This is a genomic window from Rhodopila globiformis, assembly GCF_002937115.1.
GTDB classification, from domain to species: Bacteria; Pseudomonadota; Alphaproteobacteria; order Acetobacterales; family Acetobacteraceae; genus Rhodopila; species Rhodopila globiformis.
In genome coordinates, this window is record NZ_NHRY01000036.1 from 26,107 (window position 1) to 45,242 (window position 19,136).

Here is a 19,136-nt window from a genome sequence, read left to right on the forward strand (position 1 = left end):
AGGACCTGGAACCGGCGGGACTGCACCGGTGAGACCCGGGAAACAGGCGCACAGACCCTTGACCGTCGCATAGCCGGGTGAGGAGCGTGCCGCCCGCCGGGCCGGTTGACGACGCCGGTTTGCCGTTTCGTCCGCCCCGACCGCACCGCCGACGTCACCGCTCACCGGCCGCCGGAACGGGCGGTGATCTTCCGTTCCGGGAAGGGCGCCCGATCCCGACAAGGTGACCATTTACCGGCTGGATGCCGGCACGCAGCCGATTACGCTACGCGCCGGAGGATAGTTTCTGCACCACGCCAACAGCCCGGCCGGTGCGTCGCGGGTGCAGCGCCTGATGGTTTTGTTGTCATCGACATGATCCCCGGCGCGACCGGCAGCGGTTGCAGAATCGAAGCGGAGCCGACAGCCCCATGATCACCAGCATCGAAATCCGGAACCGCTCGCCGTTCGCCGGCGGCGCCGCGTTCGGCGGCACCGGCGCCTATGAGCGGATCGAGGGCGTCGCCAGCGGCGCGCTGGACCCGGCCCATCCGCGCAACCGTGACATAGCGCTGCTCGACCGGGCGCCGCGCAACGCGGACGGGCGTGTGGAGTACCGCTCGGATTTCGTGCTGCTGCGGCCGGCGGACGCGGCGAAGGGCAACGGGCGGCTGCTCTACGAGGTAAACAACCGCGGCCGCATCATGCTGTTCGCCAACCTGTGCGCCGGCGCCATGGGCAACCAGCCGCAGACCGCGGCGGAGCTTGGCAACGCCCTGCCGCTGCGGATGGGGTTCCTGCTGCTGTGGACCGGCTGGGACCCCGCCGCGCCGAAACCCACCGGGCTGTCGCTGGAGGTGCCGGTAATCGAGGGCGTCACCCAGCCGATTCGGGAGGAGTTCGTCTCCGGCACACGGCTGGGCGTGCACGAGGTGTTCAGGCTGGCGTACGAAGCGGTTGGCCCGGCCTCTGTGACAGTGCGGCGGACGCAGGCCGCGCCGCGCGTGGCGGTGGCGGCGACGATGCCCGACAGCCGCTCGGTGCGGCCCGAGCCGCCGATTGAGCCGGGATCGATCTACGAGGTCCGCTACCAGGCGACGCAGCCGCGCGTCGCCGGCATCGGCTTCGCGGCGACGCGGGACATCGTCAGCCACCTGCGGCGACGCGGCGCGGACCTGCCGGGGCGGCCGGTGACGCATACGCTAGCGTTCGGGATCTCGCAGTCCGGCCGCTATTTGCGTAGCCACGTCGCCGACGGCTTCAACGCCGACGAGGACGGGCGGCGCGTGTTCGACGGCGTGTTCACCCATGTCGCCGGCATCGGCCGGGTGTTCCACAACGCGCCGTTCAGCCAGCCGTTCCGCACCCGCACCTGGCACGAGGACCACGACTTCCCGGAAGTGGAATTCCCGCACGCGGCTGCCGCGATGGACGACCCGGTCACCGGCGGGTCCGGTGGCCTGCTGCGCGGCGACGGCAGCGATCCGAAGCTGATCGAGACGAATACCTCGACCGAGTACTGGCAGAAGGGCGCCTCGCTGCTGCACACCGACCCGCTGGGCACGCGCGACGCGGACCTGCCGCGGACCGTGCGCGGCTACCTGATCGCCGGCACGCAGCACGGCGGCAAGGCGGGGATGCCGCGCGATACCGGCCCGTGCCGCTATCCGCGCAACTGGCACGACCCGATGCCGGCGGTGCGGGCCCTGCTGGTGGCGCTGGACGAGTGGGTCGCCGCCGATCGGCCGCCACCGGACAGCCGCCTGCCGCGGATCGCCGACGGCACGCTGGTGGCGGCGGAGAGGGTGGCGTTCCCGGCCATCCCCGGCGTGGCCTGGCCGCATGCCGCCAATGACGCGGCGCCGCTGCCGGACTGGACCGACCCGAGGCCGCCGGAGCGCGCCTATGTCCCGCTGGTGCCGCAGGTGGACCCTGACGGCAACGAGCGGGCCGGCATCCGCCTGCCGGACATCGCCGTGCCACTGGGCACCTTCGCCGGCTGGAACCTGTATGCGCCGCCATACCCCGAGGGCGAGCTGGCCGATCGCGACGGGACATTCCTGGCGTTTGCCGCGACCGAGGCGGAGCGGGCGGGTGATCCGCGGCCGTCAGTGGCGGCCCGCTATCCGCAGGACGCCCGGGCGGCGGCGCGGCGGGCGGCGGTGGTGGCGCTGCTGCGGGAGCGGTTGCTGCTGGCGGAGGACATCGGGTTGTACGGGGTCTAATCGCCGCAGTCGCGCGTGTCGCCGCTTGTGCCGAAGGCCGGGGAACGGTGGCGGCTGTGGGCACGGCAGGGGATCGAGGATGGTGCTGTAATCCGGTTCCTGCGGCCTTGATCAGGATGGGCCTGATGGAGGCACGGGCGGGATCGATAGCGGTGCGTCGCATTTGCCGGCGGTGCCTGCGTCACCGGCCGATTCTCAACCCGGAGGAAGGCGAAGAATCCACGGAGCGCTAAGGAGAAAAGCAATATATTGCGCTTCGCGCGAAGCGCCTGAAATTGCCCGGCGGGGCCAATGGGCCGATCGGCTGCCATCCCCGGGAAATCTTCGTGGCCCTCCGTAGAACCTCCGTATCCTCCGTGTTGAAAATGCGGAGGCAAACATGCCCGTGGCCCGTCCAGGGGGGCGCAGCAGCCCAATCCGCGCGACCAGTCATCCCCTGGATCTCTTCTCACCCCCGGTCCACGCTGATCCGTCCGGCGCCATAGGCCACCACCTGAAGGAAGCCGCCGGCCATGCAGACGTTCTTCAGGAAGTGGAACATCGCCTCGCGGCTCTCGGGATGGTAGTGCGCGACCCACGCGGTGGCGAGGCACCACGCCGCCAGCGCCAGGGCGGTCAGGCGGGCGCGGTAGCCGACAAGGAACAACAGGCCGCCGCCGATCTCGACCAGCAGCGACAGGGCGTAGGCGCCGCCGACCAACGGCAGGTGTTGGGCGGCGAGGTAGGCCATCGTCGCCGTCGGCGTCGTCGCCTTGATATAGCCGCCGTGGAAAAAGATCGCGCTCATGAGAATGCGTCCCAGGAGCGCGATCCAGTCCATGGCGACGGTTCTCATCCGACGAGCTCGATGCCGGCGAAGAAGTAGGCGATCTCGACCGCCGCGTTCTCCGCGCTGTCAGAGCCATGCACCGAGTTCGCCTCGATGTTCTCGGCGAACTGGGCGCGGATGGTGCCGGGATCGGCCTTCTTCGGGTCGGTCGCGCCCATCACCTCGCGGTTGCGGGCCACGGCGTTGTCGCCTTCCAGCACCTGCACCACCACCGGGCCGGAGGTCATGAAGGTGACCAGGTCGCGGTAGAACGGCCGCGCCGCGTGCACGGCGTAGAAGGTTTCCGCCTGCGCCTGGGTCATGTGCAGGCGCTTCTGGGCGATGATGCGCAGGTCGGCGGCCTCCAGCACGGCGTTGATCTTGCCGGTCAGGTTCCGGCGCGTGGCATCCGGCTTGATGATCGAAAATGTGCGCTCGGTTGCCATGGCGGCCTCCTGACGATGTGAAACTCGGCGGCTGAGTAGGGGGTAACGCGCCGGAGGGCAAGGCCGGCGGCGCCCGGCCGGCGGGTCCTCGCCAGGTGTGGCAATTTGATCATACCCGCCATGAATATATCACGGGGCAGCCCGCCGCGGCCACGGCGGAGGGCGGTCATGGCTCTGAAACAATCGCAAGAGGCTTCTATCGCGGCGCAGTGCCGGAGGTGAACCCAATCGGCGTGTCGGGCTTCGGGAGCAGAGCTTCGCGCGGCGGCCCGGGACGCCCGGGAACCGCCCGCCGCCGGCGTTCGCGCCGGGGCGTTGCCGCGGTCCTGCAAGCCAATTGAACCCGCGGACAAGCCTTGTATATGCGGAATTCAGCCGACGCATGCTCGACCCGGCTGCTGAACCAAAGGAGCCGGAAACCGTGGCAGATTTTCTGGATGAGCGTGTACGTGACGATGATATCGTTGTTTCGCCGGACGGGACTGGCACAGAAACGTCCGGCGCCCTTTCGAATGATACCTTCGCCCGCCTGAGCCCGGCCGGGCGGCTGGCGGTGCTGGCGCAGAACGTGCCGGGGCCGTTGGTCTTCACCACCAGCTTCGGGCTGGAGGACCAGGCGCTGACGCACCTGATCGCCGGCTCCGGCATCGCCTGCCGCTTCGCCACGCTGGACACCGGCCGGCTGTTCCCCGAAACCCACGCCGTCTGGGCGGAAACCGAGCAGCGCTACGGCATCCGCGTCGCAGCCTTCCATCCGCGCGCCGCCGCGCTGGCGACGCTGGTGCGCGAACAGGGCATCAACGGCTTCTATGACTCGCAGCAAGCCCGCCGCGCCTGCTGCGCGGTGCGCAAGCTGGAGCCGCTGGACCGCGCGCTGGCCGGCGCCGCCGCCTGGTTGACCGGGCTGCGGGCGGACCAGTCGGACACCCGCCGGAATGCCGATTTCATCGCCTGGGACCCGGCCCGCCGGCTGCTGAAGGTGAACCCGCTGCTTGACTGGTCGCGTGAGCAGGTGGCCGCGCTCGTGCGCGACGCGCGGGTGCCGTACAACGCGCTGCACGACCGCGGCTTCCTGTCCATCGGCTGCGCCCCCTGCACCCGCGCCGTCGCCCCCGGCGAGCCGGAACGCGCCGGCCGCTGGTGGTGGGAACAGGACCAGGCGCGCGAGTGCGGCCTGCATGTCGGCCCCGACGGACGCCTGGCGCGCGCAAGGAAAACAGCATGAAGTCCCTGACCCATCTGCAGCGCCTGGAAGCGGAAAGCATCCATATCTTCCGCGAGGTCGCCGCGACCTGCGAGAACCCCGTGCTGCTGTATTCCATCGGCAAGGACAGCGCGGTGCTGCTGCACCTGGCGCTGAAGGCGTTCTATCCCGGCCCCCTGCCGTTCCCGTTGCTGCATGTCGACACGACGTGGAAGTTCCGCGAGATGATCGCCTTCCGCGACCGCCGCGCCCGCGAGCTTGGCTGCAAGCTGATCGTGCACACCAACGAGGACGGGCTGAAAGCCGGGATCAATCCGTTCACCGCGGGCTCGCGCCTGCATACGGATGTCATGAAGACGCAGGCGCTGAAGCAGGCGCTGGACCGTTACAAATTCGATGCGGCCTTCGGCGGCGCGCGGCGCGATGAGGAGAAATCCCGTGCCAAGGAGCGCGTGTTCTCCGTCCGCTCAACCGAGCACCGCTGGGACCCGAAGAACCAGCGGCCGGAGCCGTGGGCGCTGTTCAACACCCGCAAGCGGCAGGGCGAATCGTTCCGGGTGTTCCCATTGTCGAACTGGACCGAGGCGGATGTCTGGGACTACATCGCGCAGGAAGACATCCCAGTGGTGTCGCTGTATTTCGCGAAACCGCGCCCGGTGGTCGAGCGCGACGGCATGCTGATCATGCGCGACGACAACCGCATGGTGCTGCGCCCTGGTGAGACGGTGCAGATGCGCTCGGTGCGGTTCCGCACGCTGGGCTGCTATCCGCTGACTGGCGCGGTGGAAAGCGAGGCTGCAACTCTGGCCGAAATCATCGCCGAGATGCGCGGTTCCCGTTCGTCCGAGCGGCAGGGGCGGCTGATCGACCATGACGGCGGCGCCTCGATGGAACAGAAGAAGCAGGAAGGATATTTCTGATGAGCGTCGCCCTGGCCGATACGGCCCCGCTGGCCGAGGTGGCCGTGCGGGAGGCGTCCCTGCTGCGCTTCCTGACCTGCGGCTCGGTGGATGACGGCAAGTCCACGCTGCTGGGCCGCCTGCTGTTCGATTCGCACGCGGTGCTGGACGACCAGTTGGCGGCGCTGGACCGGGATTCGCGGAAATTCAGCACGCACGAGGGACACCGCGATTTCGCGCTGCTGGTCGACGGGCTGTCGGCCGAGCGCGAGCAGGGCATCACCATCGACGTCGCCTACCGTTACTTCTCGACACCGAAGCGGTCGTTCATCGTTGCCGACACGCCGGGCCACGAGCAGTACACGCGCAACATGGCGACGGGCGCGTCCACGGCAGAGCTGGCGATCATCCTGGTGGACGCGCGCAAGGGCATCCTGCCGCAGACGCGACGCCATTCCTTTATCGTATCGATGGTCGGGGTCCGCCATGTCGTTCTGGCGGTCAACAAGATGGACCTGATGGGCTTCGACCAGGCTGTGTATGACCGCATCGTCGCCGACTACACGAGCGCGGTCGTCTCGCTTGGATTCGAAACGATCGTGCCGATCCCGATGTGCGCCCGCGAGGGGGATAACGTTGCGGAACGATCGGAGCGGACGCCGTGGTACCAGGGCACGCCGCTGCTGGACTACCTGGAAAGCGTCGATGTGGGGGAGGCGCCGGACAAGGCGAAGCGGCTGCACCTCCCGGTGCAGTGGGTGAACCGGCCGAACCTGGATTTCCGCGGCTATGCCGGCACCGTGTCGGCCGGCACGGCGCATGTCGGCGATCCCGTGACGGTGCTGCCGAGCCTGCGCCACAGCAGCATCGCCCGTATCGTCACCGCCGAGGGCGACCTGGAAGCCGCCTCGGTTGGCCAGGCGGTGACGCTGACGCTGGCGGACGAGGTGGATATCTCGCGCGGCGACGTCATCGTGCACCGCAGTTCGGTGATGCAGGCGCACACGGCGATCACCGCCCGGCTTCTGTGGATGGGCGAGGCGCCGATGCGGCCTGGGCAGAGCTTCATCGTCAAACTCGGCACCATGGAGGCGAACGCCACGGTGGCGAAACTGCGCCATGCGGTCGATATCCACAGCTTCCAGAACCAGCCGGCCGACAGCCTGGCGATGAACGGTATTGGTGTGGTCGATCTGCGCTTCGACAAGCCGCTTTCGGCCACGATCTATGGGCGGGACCGCACGCTGGGCTCGTTCATCCTGATCGAGCGGATGACGAACCAGACGGTGGCGCTGGGCACGGTCGAGGCCGCGGCGCAGCGGCAGGCGAATGACAACAGCCGGGCGCAGGTGGTGCCGCGTGCGGTGGGCGCAGTGGCCGGGCGACAACGGGCACGGTTCCGGGCGCTGGTGGGATGCCGGATCGCCGAGGCGGTGATGCTGGCGCTGATCGTCTGGCTGCTGTCGGGGAGTGGTTACCTGGCGCTGGCGGTGGCGGCGGTGGATGCGGTGCTGCGGCCGATGGCGGGGCGGGTGGCGATGCTGCTGGGCGGTCGCGGCAACGCGGTGTTGTCCTGAATAGTAACGATGTACAAACAACGTGTGGCGGCGTGACCGGCCGGCGCAGGTCTCTCCGCGACGGCGTATCCCGCCGGCCGGCTGCGCGGTGCCATTCTGGCACTGCGCAGTTCCGTTCATCGACCGCGTCTTCATGACACGGCCGGTGACCGCGCTTCCGGTGGTGTCAAGACGGGCCGGAAGACGCAGTTGTCTACACGCGGGCAGCAACGGTCGGCATGGACGGTCGGCGGCGGCGAGCCATGACGCCCGTGCCGATCATGCCAATGCCAAGCAGTGCCATGGAGGCGGGTTCGGGAACCTCCGTAATCGAGCCGTCCAGGCTTACATGCGCAGCACCTGTCGTGGTGATCGTCAGCACCTCGGTCAGTGCAAAGCTGCCGTCGGCTAAGGCGGACGTCACGTCGCTGAGGCCGAAGGGCGTGGCCGTGTCGGTCAGTGTGTTGAGCAGTGTTGCGCCGTTCAAACTCAACAGCGTGTCATTATTATTGAGATAGGTCTGTAACTCGACGGTTCCCGAGCCAATGACGAAATTGCCGCTGAACTGCGACAGCCAGTTGGCTGCTCCGACCGGGGACGTGAAGCCACTCGCAGACAGGGTGACGACCAGCGTGCCGCCGGCACTGGAATTGATATCAACCGAAGACAGATCGAGCGAAGGAACGGTTGTCGCGGTCCCAGTGTTCACCGTTGTCGTAAAGTTGCCGATGCTTTCGGTCAAAGTCAACGGGCTGGCACCGGGTGAATCGCTGTAGGTCGTGCCGCCTGACTGCAGTTGCATCTGAAGGACAGGGTCTGCATTGGCATTCGAGGCGGCGGCGAACGCGGCGAGCGCGCAGACACTGGCCAAGGCGAGCTTCCTGATCGTGATTTTTAAGGCTTGCGGCGCTTCAGCCCGCCGTGTCAGCACGGCGGCTGAGGCAAGTCTTGTTTCTTGAATCATATCTGGGAGCCTTCGTTAGGAGTGAGAGGATGTGGCTCATTTTGAGACCCGGACACTTTATGTGTCCCGTCGATGCGGTCTTGGCACGCAGCGCCGCAGTTGGCGCGTTTGGCTATCTGGACGCAGGCACGCAGCGCCGTTTTGGTACTGCGTGGCCTTGCCAGTCAGGCGTTGCCATTGCACTTGCGGCACAGGGACACTGTGCCGCAAGAGGTCGCGCTTTACGATCAGGCGGCCAGCATCGGTGAGGACAACCGATGACGGCGGCGGGCCACGACGCCCGTGCCGATCATGCCGACGCCAAGCAGCGCCATTGAGGCCGGTTCGAGGACGCTGGTCGGGTCACTCAGCACTGTGAAGGTCGCATTGACTGTGGCACAGTTACCGAGGCATCCATTGTAATTTCCGACGTCCCAGCCTGAAACTTTCCCCAGTGATACCTGGATCTGCGCACCGTCAGCAAACGAGATAAGGTCGGGATTTGCCCAAGTGATTGTCCCGGTCGGGTCCATCCAACCAGTGACCTTGACGGTGCCGTTGATGGAGCCGTTCGCCTGTCCGGGCTCGGTGAAGGCGAACGTCACCGAAACATTCTCCGTCCCGGTACCCCATGAATTGCCCGTCTCGCAGATCGTCAGATACTGGCTGATGATATCGGGAGCGCTGGCCGTATTGAGCGAGGCAGTGTACTGAGTAGAAACGCCGCTGTTCACACCGTTCCCGCCGTTATTGTTGCTGAACGTGCCGGTGAAGGCAATGTTGTTGCCGTGCGAGCCGGGTCCGGGTCCGCCATCAACAAAGGTGGATGTCCAGGCATATTGCGTGAGTGGCGTGGCGTTGGCGTTCGCGGCGGCAACGGTGAACGCGGCGACCGCGCAGACACTGGCCAGGGCGATTTTCCGGATCGTGGTCTTCTGGTTTTGTGGCGCTTCAGTTCGCGCGGTCAGCGCGGCGGCTGAGGCAGGTCGTGTTTCTTGCATCATGCTATGGGCCTTCCTTAGGACCGAGGGGTGGCAATTTTGAGACCTAGACACACTTTAGATCACGCGGACCAAATTTTCGCATGCCATCCAGACCGCGGCGCTGGTGACTCATATAAAATCACTCGGATTGTATCAATATTAATAGCGCGCGGTCGCAATCATATTCCGTTGACATTATAGTAACCGCTACATGACTATTATGTGATGTAGCCGCAATAGATCTGATATAGCAACATATAGGCTTGAGGAACTGTTGCCGGCCCGCTCCAGATTGCATTCACGCTTTTTTTACACGCTAAAATGGCAATCCTGGATTGCATGCCAACCTAAGGCAGAAAAATTCGATAATAGACTTATGTAAGACGACGAGCTTCACGGTCTTGTTACTCATGAAATACAGCAGCGGTAACCAATGCCGCTTCGATCAATGCCCGCACCCCCAGCGATACCAGACGCATGTCCCCGCACGGCAAAGTGAATAAGCAATTATTTGTTATAAGCAACAAACAGGCGTCTCGCGAACCTGTGTTCCGACGCCGGGCAGGTCGCCGCCGCGACGACCCGCCACAGGCCGCGCCCCATCAGCCTCCCGCGCCGCCCGGCCGCAGCAGCGTCCGCGCCACCGCATCCTGCCAGCCGCGATACTTTTCCGCCCGCTCCGCCGCCCGCATCGACGGCGCGAACCGCCGTTCCGCCGTCCAGGCCGCGGCGAACGTCTCCGGGTCCGGATAAACCCCCGCCGCCATCCCCGCCAGGTACGCCGCGCCCAGCGCCGTCGTCTCCAGGCAGGCCGGACGATCAACCGGCGCGGCCAGGATGTCCGCCAGGAACTGCATGGTCCAGTCGCTCGCGCTCATGCCGCCATCGACCCGCACCACGGTCGGTGCCCCCGCCCAGCCGGAGCCGGTGTCGGCCTGCATGGCGTCCAGCAGGTCGCGGGTCTGGTAGGCGGCGCACTCCAACGCGGCACGGGCCAGTTCCTTGCGCGTGGTGCCGCGGGTCAGGCCGGTCAGCAGCGCCCGCGCCGCGCTGTCCCAGTGCGGCGCGCCCAGGCCGACGAACGCCGGCACCATATAGACCGGCTGGCCGGGATCGGACTCCGCCGCCAGCGCGCCGGCTTCCGCGGCCGAGGCGATCAGGCCCAACCCGTCGCGCAGCCACTGCACCGCCGCGCCGGCGACGAAGATCGAGCCCTCCAGCGCATAGGTGCGCGCCCCGTCCAACTGGTAGGCGATCGTCGTCACCAGCCGATGCCGGCTGGCGATCGCCTGGCGGCCGGTGTTCAGCAGCGCGAAGCATCCGGTGCCGTAGGTCGACTTCACCATGCCGGGCCGGAAGCAGGCCTGCCCCACCAGCGCCGCCTGCTGGTCGCCGGCGATGCCGCGGATGCCGATCGGCCCGCCGAACAGCCCCGCCGCGGTGTCGCCGAACATCCCGGCGGTGTCGCGCACCTCGGGCAGCAGCGCGGCGGGGATGCCGAACAGCGCCAGCAACTCCTCGTCCCAGGCGCCGCGACGGATGTCGAACAGCAGCGTGCGGGAGGCATTGGTGGCGTCGGTGGCATGCACCGCGCCCTCGGTCAGCCGCCACAGCAGGTAGCTGTCGATCGTGCCGAACGCCAGGTGCCCGGCCTCGGCCGCGGCGCGCGCGCCATCGACGGTCTCCAGCAGCCAGGCGATCTTGGTGGCGGAGAAATACGGGTCGATCAGCAGCCCGGTGCGCGCCGCGATCAGCCCGCCGTAGCCAAGCTGTTCCAGCCGCTCGCACGCCCCCGCGGTGCGGCGGTCCTGCCAGACGATGGCATTGTGGATCGCCCGCCCGGTGCGGCGGTCCCAGATCACCACCGTCTCCCGCTGGTTGGCGATGCCCAGAGCGGCGATGTCGCGCGCCGCCAGCCCGGCCTGCGCCAGCGCCTCGCGGTCGGTGGCGACGACGCTGTCCCAGATCGCCTCGGGATCGTGCTCCACCCAGCCCGGCCGCGGATAGATCTGCGGGAACTCCTGCTGCGCCGTGGCGACGGGCGAGACCGCGCCGTCGAAGACGATGCTGCGGGTCGACGTCGTGCCCTGATCAATGACGAGCGTATGCCGCGCCATGGTTCTCGTTTCCCCTGCTCAGGCGGCCCGCATCAGACGGCGGCCGCCACGCCGTCCCGGGCCATACGCCGCATCGCCGCGTCGATGCCGGCAACCTCGGCGTCCGTCAGGCGCAGGCCCAGCTTGCTGCGCCGCCAGACGACGTCCGCCGCGGTGCGGGCCCACTCCACCTGCATCAGGTAGCGCAGTTCCGCCTCGGTCAAATCGGCGCCGTGAACGGGGCCCATGTCGGCGTAACATGTCGCGGTACCGACCAGTTGAACAGTCCTGGTGCCATAGGCGCGCAGCAGGCGCCGTAGCGTCGTTGGCGGCACGAACGGAAACCGCGCGGCGGTGGCGGCGAGCAGCGCCTCGAACCCGTCCACCGGGAAGTCGCCGCCCGGCAGCGGCGCGCGCCCGGTCCAGCCCGCCGCCTCGCCGGACGCCGCCGGCAGATGCGGCCGCAGCAGCGACAGCGCGGCCTCGGCGAGGCGGCGATAGGTGGTGATCTTGCCGCCCAGCACCGACAGCAGCGGCGGCGCCCCGTCCAGGTGCAGCACGTAGTCCCGCGTCGCCTGCGCCGGCGCCGGGGACCCGTCGTCGGCCAGTGGCCGCACCCCGGCGTAGGACCACACCACCGCGTCCGGCGTCACCGGCCGGCGCAGGTAGCCGCTGGCCGAGCGGCACAGGTAGTCGATCTCGGCCGCGCTGATGCGCGCCTCGGACGGGTCGCCGCAGTAGTCCCGGTCGGTCGTGCCGATCAGGGTGAAGTCGCGCTCGCAGGGGATGAGGAAGAGGACGCGGCCGTCGGCGTTCTGGAAGATGTAAGCGGAGTCGTGCCCGTACAGCCGGGGCACGACGATGTGGCTGCCCTGGACGAGGCGGACGGCAGGCACCGCGGCGCGGATGACCGAGGCGGCGACCTCGGCCACCCAGGGGCCGGCGGCGTTGACCAGGGCGCGGGCGCGGACTGTCCAGGTCCGGCCGGTTTCCGCATCGCGCAGCGTGAGATGCCACAGTCCATCCGCACGGTCTGCCGACACGCATTCGCTGCACGGCGCCACCGTCGCCCCGCGATCGGCCGCGTCGCGGGCGTTCAGCACCACCAGGCGGGAATCGTCCACCCAGCAGTCGGAATAGGCGAAGCCGCGGGTGAACGCCGGCTTCAGCGCCGCCCCGGCGGGGTCGTCCGCCAGCCGCAGCGTCCGGGTCGGCGGCAGGCGGTCGCGGCCGCCCAGGTGGTCGTACAGGAACAGGCCCAGCCGCAGCAGCCACGCGGGACGCAACTGCTGGTGATGCGGCAGCACGAAGCGCAGCGGCCGGATGATGTGCGGGGCGATGCGCCACAGCACCTCCCGCTCGGTCAGCGCCGCGCGCACCAGGCGGAACTCGTGGTGCTCCAGGTAGCGCAGCCCGCCGTGGATCAGCTTGGTCGAGGCCGAGGACGTGCCGCCGCCCAGGTCGCCGCGGTCGCACAGGAAGACGCGCCAGCCGCGCCCGGCGGCGTCGCGGGCGATGCCGCTGCCGTTGATGCCGCCACCGATGATCGCCAGGTCGAACGGGTCCATGCCGTTACGGTGGCCCGCCTGCCGCGCGCAGGCAAATCAAGGTCCGGGGGGTCGCCGGGCCGCCCAACCTGCCGTAAAATGGGGCCACGCCCGTCCATAAGGGTGAACCAAGCGAACAAGGCCATTTGGCCGCAGAGGGAACCGAACCAGGGAGCCGCCCATGTCGAAACCGCCGATCCTGACCCGCCGCCGCGCCGCCACGCTGGGAGCCGCCGCCGCGGCGCTGCCGCTGGTGCACATCCGCACGGCCGCCGCCGCCGGCAAGCTGCTCGTCGGCTTCTGGGACCACTGGGTCCCGGGCGCCAACAACGTGATGCGGCAGCAGGTGAACGCCTGGGCGGAGAAGAACAAGGTGGACGTCACGCTCGACTTCATCACCAGCAACGGCGGCAAGCTGCAGCTGACGGCCGCCGCCGAGACCCAGGCGAAGGCCGGCCACGACGTGATGACGTTCGCGTCCTGGGACGTGCAGAATTTCGGTGACAGCCTGCAGCCGGTGGACGACGTGATGCAGCGCCTGACGGCCGCCAACGGCACGCCGAACAGCATCGTCACCTACCTGGGGAAGTTGAACGGCAACTGGGTCGCGGTGCCCACCAGCAGCGGCACCCAGACCAAGCCGCCCTGCGCCCGCATCAGCTGGTTCAAGAAGCACGGCCTGGACCTGCAGGCGATGTATCCGCCGCACGCGGAGAAGAATGCGCTGCAGGACGCCTGGACCTGGGAGGAACTGCTGAAATATGCCGAGCTGGCCGCGAAGGACAACATGACCTTCGCCTGCGGCCTGGGCGCGGGCGGCCTGAACACCGACGCCACCGACATGCACGGCGCGCTGTTCGCCGCCTATGGCGCGACGCTGATCAATGCCGAGAGCAAGATGCAGCTCGACTCGGATGCCATGCGCCAGGTGCTGGAATTCGCCCAGCGGCTGGTGAAGTTCTACCCGGCGGATGCGGTCAGCTATGACGACGCCTCCAACAACCGGGCGCTGATTTCCGGCAAGACGGCGCTGATCTTCAACCCGCCGTCGGCCTGGGCGGTGGCGAAGCGGGACGCGCCGGCGATCGCCGCCGATTGCTGGACCTTTCCGGCGCCGGCGGGTCCCAAGGGCCGCTTCGTGCCGACGCTGAGCTTCTTCTGGGGCATCTACAATTTCAGCAAGAACCAGAGCGCCGCCAAGGAACTGCTGGAATACCTGATGCAGCGCGACAAGGTCGAGGCGCGCGACAACGCCTGCGACGGCTTCGACCTGCCCCCCTATGCGAAGCTGACCGACTTCAAGATCTGGGAGGAAGTCGGACCGCCGAAGGGCACGGTGTTCAACTACCCGCTGCGCCCGTCCAGCGGGCAGAAGCCGTCGCTGACCGCCTCGGAAGCGCCGCCGGACATTGCGGTGCAGATTTACAGCCGCGGGGTGCACAACCAGATGCTGGCGCGGCTGCGCGAGGGCCAGAGCATCAAGCAGGTCACCGACTGGGCGGCGGATGAGATCGAGGGCTACACCCGGCCCTGACGATGGGGCGACGACCTGGCTTCGCCCTGCCCATTGGCGCCTGTGGGTCCGCATTTTCATAGGTGAGGGCACGGACCACGCTTCGCCCGAACCGTATGAAATCATCAACGAGCCGGGCAGGCCGCTGCCCGCAGGAAGCCCGGTGGAACTGCCCGTCCGCTCGTTGTCAGGTGGTGGCGATCTCATTCAGTCCGTCGGCGACGACCAACGTGCCGCCCGTGCGGGCGCGGATCTCCGCCACCGTCAGGCCCGGGGCGATCTCGCGCAGACGGAAGCCGCTGCCCGTCGGCTCGAACAGGCCGTAATTCGTCATCGCCAGCGTCACCACCGCGCGCGCCGTCACCGGCAGGTCGCATTCGGTGACCAGGCGCGGCAGGCCGTCGCGGGTGACGTGCTCCAGGATGATGAACACCCGCTTGGCGCACGCCGCGAGGTCCATGGCGCCGCCGATGCCGCCGCCCTTCTGCCCCTTCAGCTTCCAGTTGGCGAAATCTCCGGTCATCGAGACCTGGTAGGCGCCCATCACCGTCGCATCGATGCGGCCGCCGCGGATGACGCCGAAGCTGTCGGCGTGATGCACCACCGCCGCGCCCGGCTTCAGCGTCACGTTCTGGCCGCCGGCGTTCACCAGGTTCATGTCCTCCTGCCCCTCGGGGGCGATGCCGCCGTAGCCGATGACGCCGTTCTCGGAATGATAGGTGATGTCGCGGCCGCCGATGTCGGTGTTGGAGCACATGGTCGGGATGCCGACACCCAGGTTGACGATCCAGCCGTCCTGGAATTCCCGCGCCACCCGGTCCGCCATCTGCTGCCGGGTCAGTCCCTTCGCGCCGCTCATCGCCGCTTCTCCTGCCGTCTTGCGGGCCAGAGTCCGTCGGGCTCCGGCGGCACCTGCACCAGCCGGTGCACGTAGATACCGGGTGTATGGACATCGTCCGGATCGATGCCGCCCGGGGGCAGCACCGGCTCGTCGATCTCGGCGATGGTGATGCGCGCGGCGGTGGCCATCACCGGATTGAAATTGCGCTGCGAGCGGTGGTAGCGCAGGTTGCCCGCGGCATCGGCGGTGCGGGCGCGGATGAAGGCGTAGTCCAGCGGCAACGCGTATTCCAGCAGGTACTCGCGGCCGTTGATCATCCGGGTTTCCCGTCCCTCGGCGAGTTCGGTGCCGACGCCGGTGGGCGTGTAGAACGCCGGGATGCCGGCGCCGGCGGCACGCAGCCGTTCCGCCAGCGTTCCCTGCGGCACCAGCTCGGCCGCGACGTCGCCGGCTTCGTAATGTTTCGTGAACGGCAGCACGTCGGTCGGCCGCGTCGCGGCGGTGAAGGCGCAGATCACCTTGGCGACCTGGCCGTTCTCCACCAGCATGCCGATGTCCGGCATGCGCGGCTGCCGCGCGCCGCCGGTTGTGTTGGCAACCAAAGTAAGCCGCTTCGCGCCCTGCCGCAGCAGCGCCCGGATCAGGTTGAACGGCGTCCCCGGCATGGCGAAGCCGCCGAAGGCGATGGTGCTGCCGTCCGGAATGTCGGCCACCGCGTCCTGGAAACTGCCGCGCAGCTTGTTGGTCTGCATCGCTTCCCCGCCTTGTGTCGGGTCGATCAAGGTTCAGGCGGGGCGCGGTGTCAAGGTCGTCAGGCCGGCGCGAACACGTTGTCCCGCTGCGTGCCGCCGGCGGTTCTCAGCACGGCAGGCGGCCGGGCGAAGCGGGCGTCGTGCTGCAGCACCGGCATCACCGTGCCGGCGAACAGCCGCATGTTCGTTTCGGCCTCGTGATGCGGCAGGCCGCCGAAGGAAAATTCCGTGATCAGGTGGTCGAGCCCGGTCAGCGCCTGCAGTTCCTCCAGCTTCTGGATGCAGTCGTCGGGCGTGCCGGCAAGCTGGATGCTGACGTAGAAATCCGTCGCCTTTGCGCGCTTCGCCGGATCATGCAATTTGGCATACGTGGAGCCAACCTTTTCGTACGACTCGTAACCTTTCACCGCGTTCAGGTGTCCGTCGGAGAAATGATAGTGGGCGTCGATCGAATCCCACTTCCTGCCGAGGTATTCGATCGCCCGTTCCTGCGCCTCGGCCCGGCTTTCCGCGACAGAAACGTTGGTCAGGATCATCGGCGGCCGCGGCTGGTAGCCCTGCGCGGCGGCGAGGGCGTTGAAGCGGTGGACGTCGGCAGCGGCTTTGGGCCACTCGTTCTGCATGATTACCAGCATGGAAAGACCAAGCTGCGCCATGACCTCGACCGATTCCGGGCTGACGGCGGAGCCGAAGAAGCGCCGTTCCGGATGCGATATGGGCCGCGGCCGGATCGAGGTGCGTGGAATCCGGTAGTAGTCGCCGTCGAAGCTGAAGCTGTCCTGGCTCAGTGCCATGCGGATGATCTTCGCCGCCTCGATGAAGCGCGGCCGCGCCTCGCCCTGGTCGATGCGGAAGCCTTCGTATTCGACGCTGGCGGCGCCGCGGCCGAAGCCGAATACCGTGCGCCCGCCGGAGATGACGTCCAGCAGCGCGATTTCCTCGGCCACGCGGATCGGGTCGTGCCAGGGTAGAACGATCACCGCGGTGCCGAGGGTGATCCGCTGCGTCCGCCCGGCATAGTAGGACAGCAACTGGCAGGGCGAGGGCGACATCGCGTAGCCGGTGAAGTGATGTTCCAGCGCGAACAGCGAGTCGAAGCCCAGCGGTTCGGCCAGGTCGCCCAGCGCCATGTGCTCGGCGACGACCGCGGCATCGGGGCGTCCGGTCTGCGACAGCATGTTGAGTGCGACACCAACTTTCATGGCGGTCCTCCTCCCGGGACTATACTTGAAGGTAGGAGAACGTACCAAAGCGTAGGCGTCAATTGGCGGCACGGCCATGTCCGTCCCGTCGTGCCGGGCGAAGGCCCGCGGGATACACAGATTTCGGAAGTGGTCCGCTGCAGTCGTGCCTCATCCTGTTACGGCCGGTGCCGGTTTCACCGGCAGCAATCAAGCGAACACGGAGTTCCACGGTGTTTGCACGGAGTTGCATGGAGGAAGTGAATATTGCGCTTCGCGCGACGCGCATGAAATCATCCGACGTTGCCACAGAGGGGCGACCATGTCGCGGGCGCCCCGGACAACTCTGTGAAACTCCGTGCAAACCCCGTGGAACTCCGTGTCCGCTTGATTGGGGAGGCAACCCCGCCCCCTCTCCCGGTCGGCACCACACCCCACGCCCGATGCGAGGCTCACGCCACGGCGCCGCGGCCCGGCCCACCCTCGGCCGTTTCCTGCTCCATTGCGACACTGCAACGCGGCACCCTTGTGCGTCGCGCCTCCACTGGCGCCGCGCGTGCGTCAGGTCCGCAGGAACGCCGCGACTTCCCGGTTGAACAGGTCGGGGGCCTCGCGCATGAGGAAATGGCCCGCATTGCGCACCGGCATGTACTTCATGTCGAGGTAGAACTGCGGCGCGAGGTCCGACCAGTTGATCACGACGCAGGTGTCGCCCTCGCCCCACAGCACCAGGGTGGGGATGTGCGTCGGGGTATAGTCGCGCGGCTCCCAACCCTTGGCCACCGGGCTCAGGTTCGCCCGATACCAGTGGAACCCGCCTTCGACGTTGCCGGGCTTGACGAAGTTGTCGGTCAGGATCTCGATCTCCTCCGGGGTCCACAGGTTCTTGTTGGCGGACCACCACTGGAAGAACCAGCGGAAGTAGATCTTCGTCGCTTCCCGGCTGGACTCGACCAGCTCAACCGCCAGCGGCGTGCCGTGGAACGAGGCGTAGTAGGAATGCTCGTGAAACGCCGGGCTCAGGTAGCGGGTCTCGGCGCCCGGCAGGAACGGATTCACCAGCACGAGCTTCTTCACCATCTCCGGATAGCGCCGGACGAACTTGTGCATCACCAGCGAGCTCCAGTCGTGCCCGACCCAGTAAGCCTGCTCGATCCCGAGCGCCTTCGCCAGGCGCATCGCATCGTCGACCGTGGTGTCGAGATCGTAATGCTGCACAGGGTCGAGCATGATGCGGTTGGTCTTCGGGTCGTAGCCCGGCTTGTCGGTGTCGCCGTAGCCGCGCAGATCGACCGCAATGACGTCGAACTGCTTCGCCAGTTCCTTGATGTTCATCCAGTAGTCGTACCAGAAGCCCGGCCAGCCGTGGAACAGGAAGAGGGGCTCGCCGCTGCCCTCGCGCACGTAGTGGATCTTCACCTCATAGCCGCGCGGATCGTGCGTGGTGACCGTCTGGTGCCTGAAATCCTCGGGCCGCAGCAGCGTGCGCCCATAAAGGGTGTCGTCCTTCCGGGTGCGCAACTGCTCCCACTTCCCGCCGTAGAGATCGCGGTACGACTTCGGCTGTGTTTCGCTCATTGTTGTTCCTCCCTGGTGGCATCGCGCAGGCGTGGATCGTGCGTCGTTGGCCACATCCGCATTGTCGCACCCGGCCGCCCGGCGCAGCAAGCGAGCTGTCCGGTCCGGCATTTCCGCTGTTGCAGTGCCGGCGGGTCAATGCCTTGTCGCGCCGCGGCCGATGCAGCAGGTGCAGGCCGGAACACAGCGTGCACCGCTACCGTTCCTGCCAGCCGTCTCCGCAATCCCCGCCATCGGCACCGCCAGCCTGGCTTTGCGAGCCAACCGGATGCGGCCCTGGCGCTTCGCCCGAAGCCGCCGCATAGCCGCTAACTGAGGACCCGAGCGTGAACAAGCCATCCACTTCGGCGGGTTCTGCATGCCAGCGCCATTCTGGGCGAACCGGGAGAATGCCCATTAGGGCGTGTCGTCAATTAAGCCAAACGACGGCGGCGGCGAGGTGGACCGCGGCGAGGAAGTTGCGGGCAGTCTTGTCATAGCGGGTTGCGATGGCACGGAACTGCTTGAGCCTGGCGAAGAAATTTTCGATCAGATGGCGCGCCTTGTAGAGGTCGCGGTCGTAGGTCCGCGGCGAGCGGCGATTGG

Annotated in this window: 16 protein-coding genes; 5 read left to right on the plus strand and 11 right to left on the minus strand. The window is 67.5% G+C overall.

The annotated features are described in order from the left end of the window. Positions 1–410 precede the first annotated feature (410 nt). Positions 411–2,204, plus strand: coding sequence for an alpha/beta hydrolase domain-containing protein (locus CCS01_RS01765; protein ID WP_104517113.1), 1,794 nt, complete (start codon positions 411–413; stop codon positions 2,202–2,204). A gap of 448 nt (positions 2,205–2,652) precedes the next feature. On the opposite strand, the gene CCS01_RS01770 is transcribed toward CCS01_RS01765, so the two are convergent. Both CCS01_RS01770 and ndk read right to left on the minus strand, forming a co-directional pair. After that, positions 2,653–3,039 carry a DoxX family protein gene (locus tag CCS01_RS01770; protein ID WP_104517114.1) on the minus strand — a complete coding sequence of 129 codons (387 nt, stop codon included), beginning with the start codon at positions 3,037–3,039 and terminating at the stop codon, positions 2,653–2,655. Beyond that, positions 3,036–3,458, minus strand: coding sequence for a nucleoside-diphosphate kinase (gene ndk / locus CCS01_RS01775; protein ID WP_104517115.1), 423 nt, complete (start codon positions 3,456–3,458; stop codon positions 3,036–3,038). Before ndk ends, CCS01_RS01770 begins: the two co-directional genes overlap by 4 nt. Before the next feature lie 421 nt (positions 3,459–3,879). Here ndk and CCS01_RS01780 point away from each other — a divergent pair, with 421 nt between their 5' ends. The 3 genes from CCS01_RS01780 to cysN are packed head-to-tail and all read left to right on the plus strand — an operon-like array spanning position 3,880 to position 7,138. After that, positions 3,880–4,683, plus strand: a complete 804-nt coding sequence (locus tag CCS01_RS01780) for a phosphoadenylyl-sulfate reductase (protein WP_204848102.1) — start codon at positions 3,880–3,882, stop codon at positions 4,681–4,683. Continuing rightward, positions 4,680–5,582 carry a sulfate adenylyltransferase subunit CysD gene (gene cysD / locus CCS01_RS01785; RefSeq protein ID WP_104517117.1) on the plus strand — a complete coding sequence of 301 codons (903 nt, stop codon included), beginning with the start codon at positions 4,680–4,682 and terminating at the stop codon, positions 5,580–5,582. Before CCS01_RS01780 ends, cysD begins: the two co-directional genes overlap by 4 nt. Beyond that, positions 5,582–7,138, plus strand: a complete 1,557-nt coding sequence (gene cysN, locus CCS01_RS01790; RefSeq protein WP_104517118.1) for a sulfate adenylyltransferase subunit CysN — start codon at positions 5,582–5,584, stop codon at positions 7,136–7,138. The genes cysD and cysN overlap by 1 nt, the downstream gene beginning before the upstream one ends. A 193-nt stretch (positions 7,139–7,331) precedes the next feature. On the opposite strand, the gene CCS01_RS01795 is transcribed toward cysN, so the two are convergent. The 4 genes from CCS01_RS01795 to glpD form a co-directional block, all read right to left on the minus strand. Continuing rightward, a complete protein-coding gene (locus CCS01_RS01795; RefSeq protein ID WP_104517119.1) occupies positions 7,332–8,081 on the minus strand; it encodes a PEP-CTERM sorting domain-containing protein in 750 nt (249 codons plus the stop codon). A 227-nt stretch (positions 8,082–8,308) separates the two neighbouring features. Further along, positions 8,309–9,064 (minus strand): PEP-CTERM sorting domain-containing protein, encoded by a 756-nt coding sequence (locus CCS01_RS01800; RefSeq protein WP_104517120.1) that lies wholly within the window; start codon positions 9,062–9,064, stop codon positions 8,309–8,311. Between the two features lie 581 nt (positions 9,065–9,645). Further along, positions 9,646–11,160, minus strand: a complete 1,515-nt coding sequence (glpK, locus tag CCS01_RS01805; RefSeq protein WP_104517121.1) for a glycerol kinase GlpK — start codon at positions 11,158–11,160, stop codon at positions 9,646–9,648. A 32-nt stretch (positions 11,161–11,192) separates the two neighbouring features. Then, entirely contained in the window at positions 11,193–12,707 is a 1,515-nt protein-coding gene (gene glpD / locus CCS01_RS01810) for a glycerol-3-phosphate dehydrogenase (RefSeq protein WP_104517122.1), read from the minus strand. Positions 12,708–12,867: 160 nt separating this feature from the next. On the opposite strand from glpD, the gene CCS01_RS01815 reads away from it, so the two are divergent. Next, complete coding sequence (locus tag CCS01_RS01815; protein ID WP_104517123.1) at positions 12,868–14,220, plus strand: ABC transporter substrate-binding protein; 1,353 nt, start codon at positions 12,868–12,870, stop codon at positions 14,218–14,220. Between the two features lie 166 nt (positions 14,221–14,386). Here CCS01_RS01815 and CCS01_RS01820 read toward each other — a convergent pair whose 3' ends face one another. The 5 genes from CCS01_RS01820 to CCS01_RS01840 all read right to left on the minus strand — a co-directional run. Then, a complete protein-coding gene (locus CCS01_RS01820) occupies positions 14,387–15,058 on the minus strand; it encodes a 3-oxoacid CoA-transferase subunit B (protein WP_104517124.1) in 672 nt (223 codons plus the stop codon). Further along, positions 15,055–15,792 (minus strand): CoA transferase subunit A, encoded by a 738-nt coding sequence (locus tag CCS01_RS01825; protein ID WP_104517125.1) that lies wholly within the window; start codon positions 15,790–15,792, stop codon positions 15,055–15,057. The genes CCS01_RS01820 and CCS01_RS01825 overlap by 4 nt, the downstream gene beginning before the upstream one ends. Positions 15,793–15,851: 59 nt before the next feature. Then, positions 15,852–16,994 (minus strand): LLM class flavin-dependent oxidoreductase, encoded by a 1,143-nt coding sequence (locus tag CCS01_RS01830; RefSeq protein WP_158258187.1) that lies wholly within the window; start codon positions 16,992–16,994, stop codon positions 15,852–15,854. 540 nt (positions 16,995–17,534) lie between these two features. Then, on the minus strand, positions 17,535–18,551 hold the full coding sequence (locus tag CCS01_RS01835) for an alpha/beta fold hydrolase (protein WP_158258188.1): 1,017 nt from the start codon (positions 18,549–18,551) through the stop codon (positions 17,535–17,537). 409 nt (positions 18,552–18,960) lie between these two features. After that, positions 18,961–19,136 (minus strand): transposase (locus CCS01_RS01840; RefSeq protein WP_146101497.1); only part of this gene is annotated, 176 nt, incomplete at its 5' end.